Here is a 19151-nt window from a genome sequence, read left to right on the forward strand (position 1 = left end):
AGTTTGAAAAATCAATCACACCAGATTTCAGACTTTCTCGATATGTTTATATTTTTACTGTCTTCTTATTAATATCATATTCGCGAAGTTTATTGGCTATGGCCGTATGGCTTAACCCCAGTTTTTTCGCTAACTGGCGCGTACTTGGATAGGCTGGATACAGCTTCCTTAATAAATCAGCTTCAAACCCTTTCACAGCAGCATCTAAAGTCCCTTCAAACTCTTGCTCTAAATAACCATGTTCACGGGTATAGGCAGGGAGTTGTAAATGATTTGTCATGATAACGCTGCCTTCCATTAAAGACACAGCACGAATCAACACGTTTTCTAACTGCCTTACATTGCCTGGCCATGGATAATGTTCAATAAAATCACGACAATCGTCAGATAAAGTAATATTAGTTTTTCCAATCCGTTGTCCGAACTTAGCAATAAAAAACTCAGCTAAGGGAATAATATCTGAGCGGCGTTCTCGTAATGAAGGGATATTAAGACCTAAGACATTTAAACGATAGTATAAATCTTCACGAAACTCACCTTGTGAAACCATGGTTAATAAATCATGATTGGTTGAACTGATAATGCGAACATTCACCGATATTTCATTTTCGTCATCTACTCGTCTAAAATTACCATTTTGTATGACACGTAGAAGTTTAATTTGCAATTTAGGTGACATTTCCCCGACTTCATCAAGAAAAATAGTGCCTCCATCAGCTATTTCAAATAATCCTTTTTTACTATTTTTAGTATTAGGCACTCCAAGACCAAATAACTCAGTTTCTGCTGCTTCATCAGGCAAAGAAGCACAGTTTAACGTCATAAATGGCTTTTCTGCTCGATCACTCGCCGCATGACAAGCATGAGCTAATAACTCTTTACCTGTGCCAGTCTCACCGACAATAAGCATGGAAGAATCAAGTTGTGACATTCGTTTAGCTTCTCTGATCACTTTACGCATGCTACCACTACTTGCTTGAATTCCTGCGAAGTTGTTTTCGTTAGCCTGTTTAAACGCACTAATTTGTTGCCCTAAGCGAGCTTCAGATTTAAGGATTAAAACAGCTCCGGCAAGTACAGGATCACCAATGTTATCTGAAACATGAATCGGGATAATATCGGCAACATAATCATCGTCGATAAATTTTAAACGGCGTGTTTGTGCAAAGACTTCGCCTCCATCTAACCACCGATTAAAATTAAACCCTTTAACCCATTGATTAATATGCTCGCCGACGATGTCATGTTCTTTGCAGTTCATCATAGATGCAGTTACATTATTAACAATTCGTACATGACCTTTAGCGTCTATAGAAATAAAGGGATCTGGAAAGGTTTTAATTAAAGTGGAAAGTTCATTTTTTTCACGTTCAGATGGCATATAAGGGGTGGTTTTGACATCAACCACACCTTCTATTAACCTCAACTGAGGCATAAAAGTTTGTAACTCTGAGAACTCAAGATCTGGAATATTAATGTAAATTTTACCTGGTTGCTTTAGCTCAATGCCGCGTAAATCGATCTGGCGCTCAACAAAAATAGTTAATACATCTTGGGCAATGCCGACACGGTCTTGACAACCAATTTCCAAACGCATTTATCAATCCTCAAAAGTTTTTTAATTAGCCGCTTATTGTAAACTAATTTTTACAATAAAAAAAAGCCCCTGATTTACAGAGGCTTTTATTTTTTATAATTTGTTGTAACTAAATATTACAATAATTTGTCTGTTTTCGCGGCACAAATAAAATCATTTTTATGTAGCCCTTTTATAGCATGGGTCCACCAAGTAACCGTTACCTTACCCCATTCTAATAAGGTGGCTGGGTGATGAAACTCTTCTTCGGCTAATTCTGCCACCTTATTAGCAAACGCCCATGCTTGTTTATAGTTTTTAAACTTATAAACACGTTCTAACATCATAATACCATCGCGAACTTCTGGCACCCAATCGGGTAACTGAGACATTAGCTCGCTTAATTCTTCTTCGCTCACTTTCGGTGCATCAACATGACATGCTTCGCATTGTTGGGCAGATAATTGAGAACTCATACTAATTCCTTAACTTGCTATTTTTGATTCTTTGGGTGGAAACTTGGCTTCAAATAGTCCTAACGATTTCGCTTGCTCGACTAACGCCATGATATCTTCAACTTCGTATTTTCTAATTTCGTCTAAATCGCTCACTTTACTCAACATATAATAAACAGGTTGCATAATATCTATTCGATAAGGCGTTCTTAACACATCAAGAATATTATCAGCAGTCAAAGTTTTTCTTTCAACATTTTGATCATGTAGCGCATACTTAGTTTCACTTGGCGATGAAATAATCCCTCCGCCATACACTCTTAAACCTTCAGAAGTATCTAATAAACCGAATTCAACTGTAAACCAGTATAGTCTCGCTAAAAATACCCGTTGCTCTTTAGAGGCATTTAAGCCCATTTTTCCGTAAGCTTCGGTGTAATTAGCAAACGATGGATTCGTTAGAAGTGGACAATGACCAAATATTTCATGGAAGATATCGGGTTCTTGTAAATAATCAAATTCTTCACGAGAACGGATAAATGTGGCCACCGGGAATTTTTTTTCGGATAATAATTTGAAAAACTCACCAAAGCCAATTAACGCAGGAACTGGTTCACATACCCAACCGGTGGTTTTCTTTAAAACACTACTGACTTCATCCAGTTGTGGGATACGCTCAGTCGGTAATTTTAATTTTTCTAATCCTTCAAGATATTCATCACAAGCTGTGCCTTTAATACAGGCTAATTGTCGCTGTATTAATTCTTGCCAAACTTTATTTTCTTCTTCAGACCAATCAATGATACCTTGTTCGTCTGGTACTCTAGAGACGTATTTTGTCGCCTTTGCCATGATTCAAACCTTAAATAAATTTAAATTAACTCAACCGTTTTTTTAAGTTAAATGATTTTGTAGCTGTTGAGCTATTTTAGTTAAGATCATCATAAGCTAGAGTTGTAAGAAAAATCACCAAACATAATTCGGCTGTTTTTTATACGATATGATTTTTTGTATTGATTTTGTTACATCTCTTTTTACATCAAAAGTAATTAATCTTATGTTTCATAGTTTTAACCATTAATTACTACTTTTTTCACCAACAAAAAACACCTTTAACAGGCTTAATCATAGTCTTTATTAGTCAACGACTTAATTTGGCCGATGAGTTGTTTTCGAACATCTTTTAATTTCGGGGCATCTTGCTCAAAAGGGATGGGACGACATAAATGCATTGTTTTCAGCCCTAATCTTGCCGTTAACATACCAGCACCTAAACCTTGTGCAAGTCTTGCAGACAGTTTACCTAATAAATCAGCACCAATTAGATCAGTACCAACATCAGCAATAAGTTCAGTAGCTCCAGCATAAACCATATTAATAAAAACTTGTTTAAGTAATTTAATACGTGACCAATAAGAAAGCTTTAAACCATATAAATGAGCAATTTCATCAATCATTTTTAAATTCCGCCAGAGCATCAACATCATATCGACAATAGCAATAGGACTTAAAGCCACTAAAACCACTGACTCTGTTGAATACTTACAAGTTTTATCTAATGCTTTTTTATCAACGGACGTTAATACTTGCCTTGAATATAAACGTAACTGTTCTGCATCGGTTAAATCTGCGTCAATATTGGTTTCTCCAGTTTGAACAAGGAGATCACAAGGTAGGTCTTCTGAAATTTTTTGACATAATTGTTGACCTTTGTGATGGTCATCACTGAATAAACTTTCCTTAACAGATTTTTGCAATTTTTCACGACGTTTAAATTGTCGCAAACCACGATATTCTTTAATAACGGTGCCGCCAACGATTAAAGAGATGATAGTTAAAAGCAAGGCATATAAGCTTGCAATGAAGGGTTCTTGTGAAAAACCAAGCATAAAAAATTCAACCGCTTCAAGAGTCACTAAGACCATAAAGATAAAAAACGCGATGCGCCAAAGCCATCTCGGCTTAGATTTTTCAATGACTTGGTCTGCTAATTCTTCATTTGGCTCAATAATTTCAATTTCATCAGATTCCAATATCACTTGTTGACTTGGATAAGGTAAGTCCGATTTATCTTCTTCTGTTTTTATTTCTTCAAATAATATCTGTTGTTGATATTTTTCTTTTTGTTCACTCATTTTATTTTATCTCCGAGCAAAAATTCCAACACTTGGTCCATACGTAAATGTGGTAATGCTTGATTTTCTGCCACAGCGTCTAATGGGGCAAACGATACATAATTAAAGGTTTTATTTTGCCAAAACTCTTGATGTGGAATTTTATTAGGTACGGTTCCTGGGAAAAGAGTAATGAGCTTATCATCGCCAACTCTTCGTCCTTGAATAACAGGTATTTTTCTTCCTTGGTGCTCTCCAACGCCCGACTTAGTTGACTTGACTGATGCTATTGCCAATGTTGCCATTTGTATTTCATCGAAACTAAGCTGATGTTGTGTTTGATGAACTAATTGATTAAGTAAGGTCGTTAACTGTTCATGTTGCTCTGGTGTAACATGATCCGCCTTCGTTGCGGCAAATAGCAGTTTATCAATTTTTGGTGAAAACAATCGGGTAAATATGCCAGACTTTCCATAGTTAAAGCTTTCCATGATTAAATTTAACGCGTGTTGTAAATCTTTAAAACTTTCAGGCCCTGAATTTAAAGACGTTAGGCAATCAGCTAAAATAATTTGTCGATCAAAATTAACAAAATGCTCTTTATAAAATGTTTTTACGACTCTTTCTTTATATTCAATATATCGTGCTCTAAGCATCCCAATTAAAGAATTATCATCAGCATTTTGGTATTGATCTATATCGATATTGTTAAAATTGGTATAAGGAAAAAACTGCAATATGGGGGCGTCTTGAAGATCTCCTGGTAAAATGAACCGTCCAGGTTGAATAACAGATAAACCAAGTTGATGACGAAAATGCAGTAACAATTCTGTGTATTCTGCAGATAACTCAGCAAGTTTATCTTCATCAACCGCTTCAAAGGGGTCTAATTGGTTTATTTTATCCAGAAAGGGTTGTGCTTTATCACGCCTTATTGTTTGTGTTAATAATAAATTAGTTGCATCACTCCATTCTTCAAACGTTTGATTTAACATAGGTAAATCTAACAACCACTCGCCAGGATAATCTGTAATATCGACATATAAAGTCACAGAATCGGTGGCATATTTTAACAACGAATCTTCTGGTTGATAGCGAATGGCAAGCCTTAATTCACTGATGCCATGAGTCGGCTCAGGCCATGTTGGAGGCGTTTGAGTAAAAGCAGACAATGATTTTTCATAGGCAAATCGTGGAACATGTAAAGACTTTTGCGGTACTCTTTTCGCGGCAATAAAGCGCCCTTGATGAATAACATTAAAAAAATCTAATTTTGATTGGCTATTCTCATTCACTAATTGATTCACGAATGATGTGATAAAAGCCGTTTTTCCACTTCGACTTAAGCCTGTTACTGCAAGGTTTATATGTTTATCAAAAGTACGATTAACCAATTGATTGGCTTTTTGTTTAAAAACATTGAGTGTTTCATTATTAATAAATGCCATAAAAGAACATGCTCACCTATGGTTAGAATTATTTTTGATTAGCGTTATTATTGAATTCGTTAAGATTAAGCGCTAATCAGTATCATAACGATTTATTGATAAATTTCACAGTAGTTCAACAGGAAATAATTAATAAATAAATGTCTGATCTATATACAATAAAAAAGCGACTAATGCCGCTTTATTGAAGGGTAAATACACGATAAATTTATAAATTATTAATTTCTCTTGAAACGGTGAATTCGGGAGATGTCACATATTTTTCTATTTGTCTAAGCTCACGTTCTAAGGTATTAAATTTGCGTCTGATATCATGAAAAGCTTGTTTAGGTGGCTCACCCGCTTGCCAAATACGTGATTTCACTTTAATCGATTCTGATGCAAAATCCTTCTCAGCTGCAGATGCTGCATTAACTACGGCTTGTTTCACTTTATCTTTTATCGGTGCTGAACCGGCTTTGGCATTTTTTTTATCTAAGATAAACCATGCTGCTATGTAAATGACAACAAACCATCCCATACCAAGTAACACGCCTGAGACAACTAAAATACGCACTAACCATGTTTCCCAGCCAAAGTATTCGGCTAAACCGGCACAAACACCAGCTATTTTACCTTGGCTTGGGTTTCGATATAACTCACCTCGGCCTTTAATGGTCATACTTTATTCCTCCAATCTGGCGTTTCAGCATCAAGGATAGCTTCCAATGTTTTGATTCTATCAGTCATTTTATCAGCCAATTCAGAAAGCTCAGACAACTGAATGTACTCTTCTTCACTGAACCCTTGGCTAATTTGTCGCTTACTTCGATAATGAAGCACCAGCCATATAGGTGCGACAACTAACATAAAAATAATGACTGGGGCTACGATAATCTCTTCCACGATACTTCTCCTTACTTATTACAGATCTTCGATGAATTTAGTTAATGACTTATTTAGATTTTTTATCTTTATTCATTTTAGCTTTTAATTGAGCTAATTCATCATCAATATTTTCATCATTTTCCAACTCTGCAATTTCATCGGCAAGTGACTTACTCCCCATGTCATACGCTTCAACTTGTGCTTCAATATCATCAATTTTACGCTCGTAACTATCGAAACGACTTAGTGCATCATTCACACGTTCACTGTCGATATTTTTCTTCACTTTCAAGCGAGAACTCGCGGTTTTTTCACGCATGATTATCGCTTTTTGACGAGCTTTAGCATCGGCTAGTTTTTCTTGAAGTTGTGATATTTCACCTTGCAACTTTGCGATGTGCTCTTCAACATGAGAAAGCTCATCAACTAAAGCCTCAGCACTTTCAGTGCATTTTTTCTTTTCTAACAGCGCAGCTCGTGCAAGATCATCCCGTCCTTTACTTAAAGCTAATTCTGCTTTTTCTTGCCATTGTTCAGCATCTTTTTCAAAGCGTTGTGCCTGTCTCGAAAGTTCCTTTTTATCCGCTAAGGTTTTTGCTGATGAAGAACGCACTTCAACTAAGGTATCTTCCATTTCCTGAATGATTAAGCGCACCATTTTTGCAGGATCTTCTGCTTTATCTAATAAACTATTGATATTAGAATTGATAATATCTGTAAACCTTGAAAAAACACCCATAACTACTTCCTCATTCAATTTAAATTTTTCATACTGCAAAAATACTATTCATGATTTGAGCCACTTTTAATTTAAAAGCTAATACCTTGTTTTGTCTAATTTTATTATATTTTTAAAAAATGCTTTCATCCATACGTTTAATAAAATACACTATTTGTTAGCCAAATAAACCAATAATTAGGTCAACAATGTCTCGCTTCAATCAACAAGATAATCTCATTGGTCAATCCAATAACTTTCTAGAAGTTCTTGAGCAAATTTCGCAAATTGCTCCCCTTAGTAAACCTGTGCTAATCATTGGTGAACGTGGAACTGGTAAAGAGTTAGTTGCTGCTCGATTGCATTATCTCTCTAAACGTTGGGATCAAAATTACTTAAAACTAAATTGTGCAGCATTGAATGAAAACTTGTTAGAAAGTGAACTTTTTGGTTATGAAAGCGGTGCTTTTACTGGCGCGAGTAAACGCCATGAAGGACGATTTGAACGAGCTGATAAAGGTACATTGTTTTTAGACGAGATAGCGAATACCTCGGGCTTAATACAAGAAAAGTTATTACGAGTGGTGGAATACGGTGAATTTGAGCGCGTGGGTGGTTCGCGCACAATAAAAACGAATGCACGTTTAATAGCTGCGACCAATGAAGATCTCCCATCAATGGCAGATGCCGGTGAATTTCGTGCGGATCTTTTAGACAGACTTGCTTTTGATGTTATAACCTTACCCCCCTTGCGTGAACGCGTAGAAGATATCATGGTGCTGGCCGAAAGTTTCGCAATAAATATGGCACGAGAGTTAGAATTTGAATTATTTAGCGGCTTTACCGAAAAAGCAAAAAGAGCCATGCTCGACTATGATTGGCCAGGCAATATTCGTGAATTAAAAAATGTCGTTGAGCGTAGTGTCTATCGCTGTAACAATCCTCATTTACCTGTTCATGATCTAGTTATTGACCCATTCGAGTCTCCTTATCGCCCTTCCAAGCGAATAAAAACGCAAGATCGGCTGGTTAGTCAGCCTTTGGTCGCACCAACCGTTGAACCTGTAACAACCAGCGAACCCGCAGAAAAAATAGCGACAAGCTTGAAACAAAGTTTTGAATTTCCGTTATCACTGAAATCACTTTCCCAAGACTATGAAGTTGAATTGATAAAATCAGCATTGGAAAATTGTCAATATAATCAAAAGAAAACAGCCGACGCGTTAGAATTGACCTATCATCAATTAAGAGGGTATTTGAAAAAATATAATTTATTAGAAAGCAGTGCTAACGAAGAAGATTAAGGATTTAATCGTGACGTCTAACTTTTCACATAAGCAATTTTTTTATCTGCTATGCATTGTGATGTCTTTGGGGTTATTCGCCTGCAATTCAGAAAATAAAGCCTCATTAAGTGCTAATAGTATAATTTATTGTAGTGAAGGTGCGCCTGAATTATTTAATCCTCAACTTGTTACTTCTGGCGTAACCATAGATGCAACGTCAAAACAGCTTTACAATCAGCTAATTACTTTTAATACCAAAAATAACAGTATTGCTCCGTCATTGGCAAAATCTTGGCATGTCACCCGTGATAATAAAAAAATAACTTTTTACCTCAGAAAAAATGTCAATTTTCACCAAACAGACTATTTTATGCCAACAAGACCCCTTAATGCAGATGATGTTCTTTTTAGTTTTAATCGGGTATTAGATAAAAAACATCTTTATCATCAAGTTTCAGGAGGAAGGTACCCTTTCTTTCAAAGTGTTGGCTTTTCAGATTTAATTCAATCGGTTGAACGTATTAATGATTACACCATTAGGTTCACGCTAAATAGAGCTGATAGTTCATTTTTAGCAAATTTAGCCACAGACTTTGCCGTGATCTTGTCAAAAGAATACGCGGAGCAACTTATTAAACAAGATCAAATGGAAAATATTGATTTTTATCCTATTGGCACCGGACCTTTTAAATTAAAAGATTATCGAGCAGGTTCATTTATTCGCTACAGTCCTCATGAGCAGTATTGGGGAACAAATACCACTTTAAAACAATTAGTCTTTGATATTACTCCCAGTAATACTGGACGACTCACTAAGTTGTTAGCCGGTGAATGTGACATTGTTGCTTACCCGATTGCTCATGAAAAAATTATACAGAACCCAAAACTTGCGCTTAACGATGTAACAGCATTTAATATTGGTTATTTAGGGTTTAACACGACAAAATACCCTTTTGATAATAAATTAGTCAGAAAAGCTGTCGCCCACGCCATCGATCGACAAGCAATTTTAGATACGGTGTATTTTGGTGACGCTAAAGCTGAAGGAGCAACCTCTCTTTTACCTCCTTCTTCTTGGGCTTATGATAATAAAATTCCAGTGATCAACTATTCAATTGCTAAAGCTAAACAATTACTGGCAAAAGCAGGATTGCCAGATGGTTTTTCGATTGATTTATGGGCAATGCCTGTGCAACGAGCTTATAACCCAGATGCCGTAACAATGGCCAAACTTATTCAAGCAGATCTGCAAAAAATTGGTATTACGGTCAACATTATCAGTTTTAATTGGCAAGAATTTTTAAGAAGAGTCGCATTAGGTGAGCATCATGCTGTTTTACTTGGTTGGTCAGCAGACCATCCTGATCCCGATAACTTTTTCAAACCACTATTAAGTTGTGCTTCGGCAGAAACCGGCAATAACAGAACCTTTTGGTGTGATGAAGAATATGATGATATTATCCACCGAGCTTTACTGACAACGAATATTAAAGAACGAAAACAACTTTATTCTCAAGCATTAAATATTGTCGCAGAAGAACTACCTTTATTGCCTATTGCTCATTCGAAACGGTTCCAAGCAAGATCAACTAAAATAAAAGGTCCTTTATTAAATGCTTTTGGTGGTATCGACTTTAACGGGGTAAGTAAAAACTAATATGCTAATTTTTACCCTAAGACGCCTGAACTTGTTTATGTTTACTATGCTGTTATTAAGCATTTTATCCTTTAGTTTAAGTTTCTTATTTCCTGGCGAACAAATCATCAATATATCTGGGCAAATAAATACTGGTCCTGCTGGAATTGAACTTGTAGCTTTACAATACGGCAAACATGAATCATTTATCACTCAATATTGGATTTACTTAAATCTATTATTTGAAGGTGACTGGGGTATTTCAATGACCAGTCAATTACCTATCTTCGGGGAAATATTAAATCACTTACCTGCTACAATTGAATTAACCATGACCGCTTTATTTCTTGCAATGGTGACAGGTATTCCGATTGGTTTTTTTGCTGCAATAAATCATAGAAAAAAAACAGATGATTTGATTTTATCATTTGCAATGTTAGGTTATTCCATTCCAATATTTTGGCTTGGCTTGCTGACAATTCTTATCTTTTCCATTCAACTGGGTTGGCTACCTTCTGCCGGTCAAATCAGCTTGCTCTATGAAATAAAACAAGTCACGGGTATTCAGTTTATTGATATTTTACTAAGTGATAGTCCGTACAAATGGCAAGCATTTCAAAATGCTAGTAGCCATATTATTTTACCGTCATTTGTTGTTGCTTTAGCTCCCGCAACAATCTTTATCCGCTTAGCAAGAACTTCGATGCTTAATGTGTTAGATACTCACTATATCAAAGCGGCAATGGCAAAAGGGTTAACTTTTCGACAGATTATCTATCGCCATGCCATTCGAAACGCTTTAGTAAATGTGATAAGAGATGTTGGCTTACAGTTTGCCAATTTAGTGACTTTAGCCATGGTCACCGAAGTCATTTTTAGTTGGCCTGGCATTGGTCGTTGGTTGATTGAAAGTATATATCAACGAGATTACACTGCGATTCAAGGTGGCTTGTTAGCGTTATCAAGCTTTATATTTATTGTTCATATATTGACTGATTTTATTTATGCAACTTTAAACCCTCTTGCCCGGGAGACTCATCGTGGCCCGCGATAATATTTATCAAGAAGAAGAATTTCCATCACCATTAATGCAATTATGGTTTCACTTTCGCCAATCCCCTGTCGTTAAAGTAGGGTTTGGTTGTTTTCTATTTTTGTGTTTTCTTGCGGTATTTTCATCCTTAATTTCACCATACTCTCCGGTAGAAAATCACTTAGACAGCTTACTTCTTCCTCCCGCATGGGATGATAATGGCGATGTAAGTTATTTATTAGGGACAGACAACCTTGGCCGAGATATGTTATCCCGCTTGATACATGGTACATCATTAACCTTCGGTTTAAGCTTTGTCGTGGTATTAATCTCTTTAGTGATAGGCGTTGTTATCGGGTCGTTATCCGCCCTTACCAAAGGGGTAAAATCAAGTTTTTTAAATCATTTTCTGGACGTAATTTTATCCATACCATCTTTATTATTAGCCATTGTCATTGTTGCTATTTTAGGGCCTGGTTTAAATAATACCCTGTGGGCGATTGTCATGGTTTTAATACCTCAGTTTATTCATATCACGCGCAATGCCGTCGATGAAGAATTTAATAAAGACTATGTATTGGCTTCACGATTAGACGGTGCTAACTCACTAAGAATCTTGCATTATTCAATTTTCCCTAACATTATTGAAAAATTAATAAGCCAAGCAACTTTAGCCCAGTCTGCTGCAATTTTAGACATTGCGACCTTAGGCTTTTTAGGATTAGGGGCGCCTATTCCAATGCCAGAATGGGGTGCTATGCTGGCCAATGGAATTGATTTATTTTATATCGCTCCATGGACTGTTTACTTACCTGGTTTGGCCATTCTTTTTTCTGTAGTCGCTGCTAACTTAGTCGGTGAAGGGATGAGACACGCACTTAAAGCTCGTAAGGAAAGTTAATGAACATACTCGATATTCGTAACTTATCTATTAAACTGGTCACATCGCACAAACCTATTTTAGCCGTTGATCGGGTTAGTTTAACCATGAAAGAAGGTGAAGTTCGAGGTTTAGTCGGTGAATCGGGCTCTGGAAAATCACTGTTAGCTCAAGCAATTGTTGGCGTATTAGATGATAAATGGCAAGTAGATGCTGATCGTTTTCACTGGCGCGGTATCGATCTTATGCGGGTATCGATAGAAGAAAGAAAGAAAATAATTTCTAAAGATGTCGCGATGATATTTCAAGAGCCGATGGCGTGTTTGGACCCTACGACCACGATCGGTGCTCAGCTTGAAGAAGCCGTTGATCATGAACAACTCACGGGTTATTTCTGGCAAAAAAAACAACAACGTAAACTCGCTGCTGTGAACTTATTGCATAAGGTTGGTATTAAACATCATGAAATATGTATTAAGAGTTACCCACATCAGTTAACTGAAGCTTTATGCCAACGAGTCATGATAGCGATGGCATTAGCAAAAAGACCACTTTTATTAATTGCCGATGAACCAACAGCCGCAATGGAAAGCACGAATCAAAATCAAATATTTCGCCTTCTCGCCAGTTTAAATCAGCTAAAAAATATGTCGATATTATTGATCAGTCATGATTTAGAGAACGTCACGCATTGGACAAATACGATCACTGTGATGTATTCAGGTCAGTTTGTAGAAGCGGGAACAACGCAACACATTTTTAATAAACCTTATCATCCCTATACGCGAGCGTTAGTTGATAGTAGTCCAAAAGCAAATATGCAAATTCCGATGAAGTCTAGATTAATGACCTTGCCAGGAAGTATACCAATTTTACAACATTTACCGATTGGTTGCCGATTAGGACCAAGGTGTCCAAAAGCCCAAAAAGCTTGTGTGCAAGCCCCTAACGTAAAAAATTATCACGGTCACCAAGTCAGTTGTCATTACTCGTTAAAAGGTAGTTATTAAGATGACTTCATTATTACAAGTAAGTAATTTAAGTAAGTCTTATAAACTAGATGGCTTTTGGTTTAACCGAAAATCGGTCTCCGCACTTGAACCCTTATCTTTTGAAATTCAAGCCTATAAAACCCTCGCGATTGTCGGTGAAACAGCCTCAGGTAAGTCCACGTTAGCGAAATTACTGGTTGGTGCTGAAAAGCCAACAACCGGCAATATCAAATTAAACGGACAAAGGTTACAACATGGGAACTTTAAACAGCGTTGTCAACATATTAGGATGATATTTCAAGACTCTGGTACCACGTTAAACCCTAGTTTAACCATTCAACAATTACTGGATGAACCTTTACGATTAAACACGGATCTAACGGAATTAGCACGTAATAAGCTAATTAGGGAAACGTTACAAAAAGTCGGGCTTCTAGGTGAGCACATGAGTTTTTACCCTCACATGTTCTCAGGTGGACAAAAACAACGTATTTCGCTTGCTCGGGCGATAATATTAAAGCCCCAAGTAATTATTTTAGATGAGGCACTTGCCGCCTTAGATCCTTCGTTACGCTCACAAATGATCAATTTATTACTCGATCTTCAACAACAAATGGGCTTAGCTTATATTTTGATCTCCCATAATCTAGGTATTGTGAGACATTTCAGCGATAAGATGATGGTGCTGTGTAAAGGGCGTGTTTTGGAAGTGGGTGATACTCAACAACTCTTAAGGAATCCTCAACATAAATATACTAAAAAGCTTATTATGAATCAGCATTTTAAGTTGCCTAAAAATTAACCTGAACATGGTGTTCTTTTAAAGATTATAGGTTTAATAATGTCGATGTATTACACGCTCTAATTTATTTTTAGTAACCACTAAATTGCTATTCTCGTGGTTGTCTGTAATGTCTGAAAACTCATTGCCAATCAATTTTTTCAAAACAAGATAAAGTAACTAACAAAAAAGGCACCAAAAGGTGCCTTCATAATTCAACCAAGAGAAACTAATTAGTACTGACTTGCTGTGTCAACAACACTTCGTTGCGTAATTTTTGCTTCTTCTCTTAGAGATTCAACATAATTTTGATAAGCAAATTGCGCTAACTGTTGCGAGTATTGCTCAGCAAAATTAGCTTGTGATGTACTTTCACCAGCTTTAACCGCTTGAACTTCTACAATCGCCAAATCGCCGTTTGATAAATTGACGGATGTTGCCGATATAGCGCCTTCAATAGGGTGTGGTAATTTAAACGCTTCTCTTGTGATACTAGCGTCTACGTCACTGCCGTATCGTGCAACATCAGCTTTAACAGTAAAACTTGTTCCATTTTCAGTTAATTGCGCTGAAATATCTTCACCCGCTTTAAATGCTGTTAACAATTGATCTGCAATCGCTTGTGCTTTATCACTCGCTTTTTGAGCAATTAACAAGGTTCGTATTTCTTCAGATACCGTTTCTAACGGTTTAACTTGTGCCGGTTGATACTCATTTAATCTCAACACAACGGCTAAACTGTCAGTCACTTCAATAATGTCAGAGTTCAATTGCTCTTCAATGATCATATCTGAGAATGCCGCATCAATTAACTTAGCATTATCAAAAGGAGCGGGGTTGCCAAAACGAGATAACCATACTGATGTTGCTACTTCTACGCCTGTAGCATTAGCTGCATCATCAAGGCTGTCTGGAATTTCAAAACTTAATTGGGCTGCTGTTTGTTGTAATTCAAAAAACTTATCTTGCGCTTTTTGCTTACTAACAGCTTCAGTTAATTCATCTTTAACATCTGCTAACGCTTGAACTTCTTCCGCTTGATAATCGGTTAATTTAATTAAATGCAAGCCTGCATCCGATTTAACAACATCGCTCACAACGCCCACTTCATTCATCGCTAAAACAGCGGCATCGAACTCGTCACCAAAAATACCGGCTTCAAACCAATCTAAATCACCACCATTTTCACCACTAAACGTATCTGCTGATAACTCTTGTGCTAATTGAGCAAAATCTTCACCCTTTGCAATCTTGTCTTGAATTGATTGGATTTGTGTTTGAGCAGCCGATTCGTCATCTGAAATTTCGATTAAAATATGAGAAATTCTCCGTTGTACTTCTTTACGGTAATTCGCCATATTTTCTTGATAGTAAGTGCTAATATCTTCGTCAGTAACATTGATAGTTTTAGCAATATCGTTTACATCAATGGCAATATAATCGACTTTTACTTTTTCTTGATTTTCAAATCGAGATTGATTTGCAAGGTAGTAATCATTAATTTCGTCATCAGAAACCTCAACACCTTGCTCAAACTGCTTAGCTGAAATACTCGCAAAACGAATATCACGCTTTTGGTTTTGCAAAGCCGTTAACTGTGTTTCCTGATAAGGCAAGCTAAACTCACTGGCAACTAAGCCTTGAGTTAATTGACGACGCGTCATTTCAACTCTTAAATAGTCACGAAAATCAGAAGACTGATAAAAACCAGCTTGATTAATTAATGCTAAGTAACGGTTATTATCAAACACACCTTCCACTTGAAATTCAGGCATTTCAAGGATAGTTTTCTTAATGCGATCATCAGAAACGCGAATTGACATATCTGCCGATGCTTGATCAACTAACGCTTGGTTAATCAGGCTTTCAACTACACTTTTACGAAAGTTAGCCATATAGTTTGCATCACTTGATAGTGTTTCAAACATATCGCCATACTGTTGCGCCATTCTGTTACGTTGATTTTGATAGGCTTTTTCAAAATCAGCTTGACTGATTTTTTCACCGTTCACTTCAGCAACGGATGTATCTACGCTATTTGTATAACTACCAATCCCAGCAAGTGCGAAGGTTAAAATCACTAAACCAAGTATAATTTTTGCCGCTAACCCCTGAGAGTTTTCTCTTATCTTTTCTAACATCTTTTTCTCTTTACACTAGGTGTGTTTAACGAAAGTATTTTTATTGCGCGCGATCTTATCAGATGTACTGCCGACCTTGAAGTAACAGATAACAATAATCGTAAAAAACTAGTTATTTTATCATCGCCAGCTATTAAATTTTAATTTTCAAATAAAAAGACCACCCGTAGGTGGTCTTAAAAATACTTAATAGCAACTGTGATTAGTTACATGCATCTTTTAAAGCTTTACCAGCTTTGAATGATGGTATTTTCGCCGCAGCAATCTGGATAGTAGCACCAGTTTGTGGGTTACGACCAGTGCGCGCTGCACGGTCACGTACTGAAAAAGTACCAAAACCAACTAGAGCAACTTGCTCACCACTTTTTAACTCTTCTGTAACCGCTTCAATAAATGAATCTAATGCACGACCAGCCGCAGCTTTAGAAATGTCAGCACCCGCAGCAATTTTCTCGATTAATTGAGATTTATTCACAGTGTATTCCCCTTCAATTGTTATTATTCAGCGCTATCTTCTGTTTTTAGCGTCCTGCAGAAACTTTTATATCAAGCTTCTTTTTGAACATCAAGCACTGAGTTAAAGAAATTTAAAAACAGACAATTTTTTTTATCTTAACTAGACCCCTTATCTACATTGGGGTCTAGGGCTTTAAGCTTCATTAACTTACCATAGTTTCAGCGTTTGAAAAGCCCTAATTGCATTTTTTTGGCATTTTTTTCGTTTTTTTTGTCTTTTTAAACAAAAAAGCAGCTATTTTTAGTGGTTACTCGGCTAATTTAAATTTTTCCACTGGGTGTTCAAGGGCTATTTCTAGGACTTCTTCTATCCATTTTACCGGATATATAGCTAAATCCGCTTTCACATTATCCGGTATTTCTTTTAAATCTCGCTCATTATCTTTTGGAATAACAACCGTTTTAATGCCACCACGATGTGCAGCAAGTAATTTTTCTTTCAAGCCACCAATAGGTAATACTTCACCACGTAATGTAATTTCACCTGTCATGGCTACATCGGCTTTGACTGGATTTCCCGTTAAACTTGAAACAAGCGCGGTACACATTCCTATCCCTGCACTTGGGCCATCTTTAGGTGTTGCTCCTTCAGGTACATGAACATGAATATCACGCTTTTCATAAAAGTCATCATTAATGCGTAAAGCTTCTGTTCGACTTCTCACGACAGTCATTGCCGCTTGAATAGACTCTTGCATTACGTCACCTAGAGACCCCGTGTAAGACAGTTTTCCTTTACCAGGCACAGAGGCGGTTTCTATCGTTAAGAGCTCACCTCCTACAGAAGTCCAAGCTAATCCTGTTACTAAACCAACCCTATTTTCATCATCAGCTTTGCCATAATCAAAACGTTGTACACCAAGATATTCAGACAAGTTGTCTTGATTTATGGTAATTTTCTTCAATGTTTTATCGAGTAAGATGGCTTTGACCGCTTTTCGACATAGTTTTGAAACCTCACGCTCTAAACTACGAACACCTGCTTCTCGAGTGTAGTATCGAATAATGCCAATGATTGCACTATCTTCAATCTCGATTTCTTTTGCTTTTAAGCCGTTACGTTCAATTTGTTTGGTAAGTAAATGACGCTTAGCAATATTAAGTTTTTCGTCTTCGGTATAACCTGATAAGCGGATCACTTCCATACGGTCAAGCAATGGTCCAGGAATTTCCATACTGTTTGACGTAGCAACGAACATTACGTCCGATAAATCGTAATCAACTTCCAAATAATGGTCGTTAAAGCTGCTATTTTGTTCAGGATCTAATACTTCAAGTAATGCAGATGCAGGATCGCCACGCATATCAGATGCCATTTTATCAATTTCATCTAATAAAAATAATGGGTTTTTAACCCCCGCTTTGGCAATTTTTTGGATCAATTTACCAGGAAGAGAACCAATATACGTACGTCGATGACCTCTGATCTCCGCTTCATCACGAACACCACCTAACGCCATACGAACATATTTACGGCCAGTAGATTTGGCAATTGATTGACCCAAAGAAGTTTTACCAACACCAGGAGGCCCAACTAAACAAAGAATGGGTCCTTTTAATTGTGAAACGCGTTGTTGTACCGCCAAGTACTCCAAAATGCGCTCTTTTACTTTTTCTAAACCATAATGATCAGTTTCTAGTACTTCTTCAGCAAGTTTTAAGTTACGTTTAAGTTTGCTACGTTTTTTCCATGGAACACTGATCATCCAGTCAATATATGATCGAACAACCGTTGCTTCCGCGGACATCGGCGACATCATTTTTAACTTTTTCAATTCGGCTAAGGTTTTTTCCTTCGCTTCTTTTGGCATTTGAGCTTCATCAATTTGTTTCTCGATTTGCTCAGCTTCATTAGAGCCTTCTTCATCGTCGCCTAACTCTTTTTGAATAGCTTTCATTTGCTCATTCAGGTAATACTCACGTTGGCTTTTTTCCATTTGCTTTTTAACACGAGTACGAATTTTTTTCTCAACTTGTAATAAGTCTATTTCACCTTCCATTAAAGCCATTAAATGCTCTAAACGTTCTGCGACATTTTTTATCTCTAGAACTTTTTGTTTTTCTGCCAGTTTTAATGGCATATGAGCAGCCATGGTATCTGCCAATTGCTCAGGATCTTCAATACCTGACAATGACGTTAAAACTTCTGGTGGGATTTTTTTGTTTAGTTTTACGTAGCCTTCAAACTGAGAAATAGCTGAACGAACTAAAATTTCAATATGCTCAACATCCGCTGATTCAAGTGATAAATAATCAATCGCGGCAGTAAAATATTCTTCGGTTTCAATAAAAGCACTAATTTCAGCACGGCGAACGCCTTCAACTAAGACTTTCACTGTTCCGTCAGGAAGTTTTAACATTTGTAATATCGTCGCAACGGTTCCGGTGCGATAAACATCGTCGTCAATGGGATCATCAATCGCGGCATCTTTTTGCGCCACTAAAAAAACTTGCTTATCACTTTCCATCGCAATATCTAAACAGCGAATAGATTTCTCTCGTCCAACAAACAATGGGATCACCATTTGTGGATAAACAACCACATCACGCAAGGCTAAAACAGGAATTTCAGCAACATGGGTTACTTCAGCTAATTCTTCAGACATAGGTACTCTCTTGGAAATCAATAGGAGATAATTATAATGATGTTAAAATCTATATGGGGATAATAGATTATCTTTCAACAAATGAATAAAAAAAAGAGCCAA

Annotated in this window: 17 protein-coding genes; 6 read left to right on the plus strand and 11 right to left on the minus strand. The window is 36.8% G+C overall.

Annotated features, from left to right (window positions below; all coding sequences use genetic code 11):
- Positions 1-46: 46 nt before the first annotated feature.
- The 8 genes from tyrR to pspA form a co-directional block, all read right to left on the minus strand.
- Entirely contained in the window at positions 47-1597 is a 1551-nt protein-coding gene (gene tyrR, locus RM573_RS03445; protein WP_311577232.1) for a transcriptional regulator TyrR, read from the minus strand.
- A 116-nt stretch (positions 1598-1713) separates the two neighbouring features.
- A complete protein-coding gene (locus RM573_RS03450; RefSeq protein ID WP_311577237.1) occupies positions 1714-2052 on the minus strand; it encodes a 4a-hydroxytetrahydrobiopterin dehydratase in 339 nt (112 codons plus the stop codon).
- 9 nt (positions 2053-2061) lie between these two features.
- On the minus strand, positions 2062-2883 hold the full coding sequence (gene phhA / locus RM573_RS03455; RefSeq protein ID WP_311577240.1) for a phenylalanine 4-monooxygenase: 822 nt from the start codon (positions 2881-2883) through the stop codon (positions 2062-2064).
- Positions 2884-3152: 269 nt separating this feature from the next.
- On the minus strand, positions 3153-4166 hold the full coding sequence (locus RM573_RS03460; protein WP_311577243.1) for a YcjF family protein: 1014 nt from the start codon (positions 4164-4166) through the stop codon (positions 3153-3155).
- The gene (locus RM573_RS03465) at positions 4163-5593 is read right to left on the minus strand and encodes a YcjX family GTP-binding protein (RefSeq protein WP_311577246.1); all 1431 of its coding nucleotides are present in this window, start codon (positions 5591-5593) and stop codon (positions 4163-4165) included. The genes RM573_RS03460 and RM573_RS03465 overlap by 4 nt, the downstream gene beginning before the upstream one ends.
- A gap of 208 nt (positions 5594-5801) precedes the next feature.
- Complete coding sequence (pspC, locus tag RM573_RS03470; protein ID WP_432280199.1) at positions 5802-6254, minus strand: envelope stress response membrane protein PspC; 453 nt, start codon at positions 6252-6254, stop codon at positions 5802-5804.
- The gene (pspB, locus tag RM573_RS03475; protein WP_303451290.1) at positions 6251-6478 is read right to left on the minus strand and encodes an envelope stress response membrane protein PspB; all 228 of its coding nucleotides are present in this window, start codon (positions 6476-6478) and stop codon (positions 6251-6253) included. Before pspB ends, pspC begins: the two co-directional genes overlap by 4 nt.
- Before the next feature lie 49 nt (positions 6479-6527).
- Positions 6528-7199 (minus strand): phage shock protein PspA, encoded by a 672-nt coding sequence (pspA, locus tag RM573_RS03480; protein ID WP_311577251.1) that lies wholly within the window; start codon positions 7197-7199, stop codon positions 6528-6530.
- A 188-nt stretch (positions 7200-7387) separates the two neighbouring features.
- On the opposite strand from pspA, the gene pspF reads away from it, so the two are divergent.
- From pspF to RM573_RS03510, 6 genes are read left to right on the plus strand one after another with little or no spacing between them, the layout of a single operon-like run.
- A complete protein-coding gene (pspF, locus tag RM573_RS03485; protein WP_311577254.1) occupies positions 7388-8482 on the plus strand; it encodes a phage shock protein operon transcriptional activator in 1095 nt (364 codons plus the stop codon).
- 10 nt (positions 8483-8492) lie between these two features.
- The gene (locus RM573_RS03490) at positions 8493-10121 is read left to right on the plus strand and encodes an ABC transporter substrate-binding protein (RefSeq protein WP_311577257.1); all 1629 of its coding nucleotides are present in this window, start codon (positions 8493-8495) and stop codon (positions 10119-10121) included.
- 1 nt (position 10122) lies between these two features.
- On the plus strand, positions 10123-11154 hold the full coding sequence (locus RM573_RS03495) for an ABC transporter permease (protein WP_311577260.1): 1032 nt from the start codon (positions 10123-10125) through the stop codon (positions 11152-11154).
- Positions 11141-12034, plus strand: a complete 894-nt coding sequence (locus tag RM573_RS03500; protein WP_311577263.1) for an ABC transporter permease subunit — start codon at positions 11141-11143, stop codon at positions 12032-12034. Before RM573_RS03495 ends, RM573_RS03500 begins: the two co-directional genes overlap by 14 nt.
- Complete coding sequence (locus tag RM573_RS03505; protein ID WP_311577266.1) at positions 12034-13023, plus strand: peptide ABC transporter ATP-binding protein; 990 nt, start codon at positions 12034-12036, stop codon at positions 13021-13023. The genes RM573_RS03500 and RM573_RS03505 overlap by 1 nt, the downstream gene beginning before the upstream one ends.
- A 1-nt stretch (position 13024) precedes the next feature.
- Positions 13025-13807: a peptide ABC transporter ATP-binding protein gene (locus RM573_RS03510; protein WP_311577269.1), complete on the plus strand. Its 783-nt coding sequence runs from the start codon at positions 13025-13027 to the stop codon at positions 13805-13807.
- A gap of 212 nt (positions 13808-14019) precedes the next feature.
- Here the strand turns inward: RM573_RS03510 and RM573_RS03515 are convergent, their stop codons facing one another.
- The 3 genes from RM573_RS03515 to lon all read right to left on the minus strand — a co-directional run bounded on the left by RM573_RS03515 (position 14020) and on the right by lon (position 19049).
- Entirely contained in the window at positions 14020-15927 is a 1908-nt protein-coding gene (locus RM573_RS03515) for a SurA N-terminal domain-containing protein (RefSeq protein WP_311577272.1), read from the minus strand.
- A gap of 202 nt (positions 15928-16129) precedes the next feature.
- Positions 16130-16402: a nucleoid-associated protein HU-beta gene (hupB, locus tag RM573_RS03520; protein WP_184424172.1), complete on the minus strand. Its 273-nt coding sequence runs from the start codon at positions 16400-16402 to the stop codon at positions 16130-16132.
- 289 nt (positions 16403-16691) lie between these two features.
- Positions 16692-19049 (minus strand): endopeptidase La, encoded by a 2358-nt coding sequence (lon, locus tag RM573_RS03525; protein ID WP_311577279.1) that lies wholly within the window; start codon positions 19047-19049, stop codon positions 16692-16694.
- Positions 19050-19151 lie beyond the last annotated feature (102 nt).

Origin of the sequence: Thalassotalea castellviae, assembly GCF_031846185.1 — a bacterium.
Classification (GTDB): domain Bacteria; phylum Pseudomonadota; class Gammaproteobacteria; order Enterobacterales; family Alteromonadaceae; genus Thalassotalea_H; species Thalassotalea_H castellviae.

Coding starts and splice junctions, on each gene's coding strand:
- pspF (WP_311577254.1), top strand. CDS start 7,388: ATGTCTCGCTTCAATCAACAAGATAATCTCATTGGTCAATCCAATAAC.
- pspC (WP_432280199.1), bottom strand. CDS start 6,254: ATGACCATTAAAGGCCGAGGTGAGTTATATCGAAACCCAAGCCAAGGT.
- RM573_RS03450 (WP_311577237.1), bottom strand. CDS start 2,052: ATGAGTTCTCAATTATCTGCCCAACAATGCGAAGCATGTCATGTTGAT.
- phhA (WP_311577240.1), bottom strand. CDS start 2,883: ATGGCAAAGGCGACAAAATACGTCTCTAGAGTACCAGACGAACAAGGT.
- RM573_RS03460 (WP_311577243.1), bottom strand. CDS start 4,166: ATGAGTGAACAAAAAGAAAAATATCAACAACAGATATTATTTGAAGAA.
- lon (WP_311577279.1), bottom strand. CDS start 19,049: ATGTCTGAAGAATTAGCTGAAGTAACCCATGTTGCTGAAATTCCTGTT.
- pspA (WP_311577251.1), bottom strand. CDS start 7,199: ATGGGTGTTTTTTCAAGGTTTACAGATATTATCAATTCTAATATCAAT.
- RM573_RS03505 (WP_311577266.1), top strand. CDS start 12,034: ATGAACATACTCGATATTCGTAACTTATCTATTAAACTGGTCACATCG.
- RM573_RS03465 (WP_311577246.1), bottom strand. CDS start 5,593: ATGGCATTTATTAATAATGAAACACTCAATGTTTTTAAACAAAAAGCC.
- RM573_RS03495 (WP_311577260.1), top strand. CDS start 10,123: ATGCTAATTTTTACCCTAAGACGCCTGAACTTGTTTATGTTTACTATG.
- tyrR (WP_311577232.1), bottom strand. CDS start 1,597: ATGCGTTTGGAAATTGGTTGTCAAGACCGTGTCGGCATTGCCCAAGAT.
- RM573_RS03515 (WP_311577272.1), bottom strand. CDS start 15,927: ATGTTAGAAAAGATAAGAGAAAACTCTCAGGGGTTAGCGGCAAAAATT.
- RM573_RS03510 (WP_311577269.1), top strand. CDS start 13,025: ATGACTTCATTATTACAAGTAAGTAATTTAAGTAAGTCTTATAAACTA.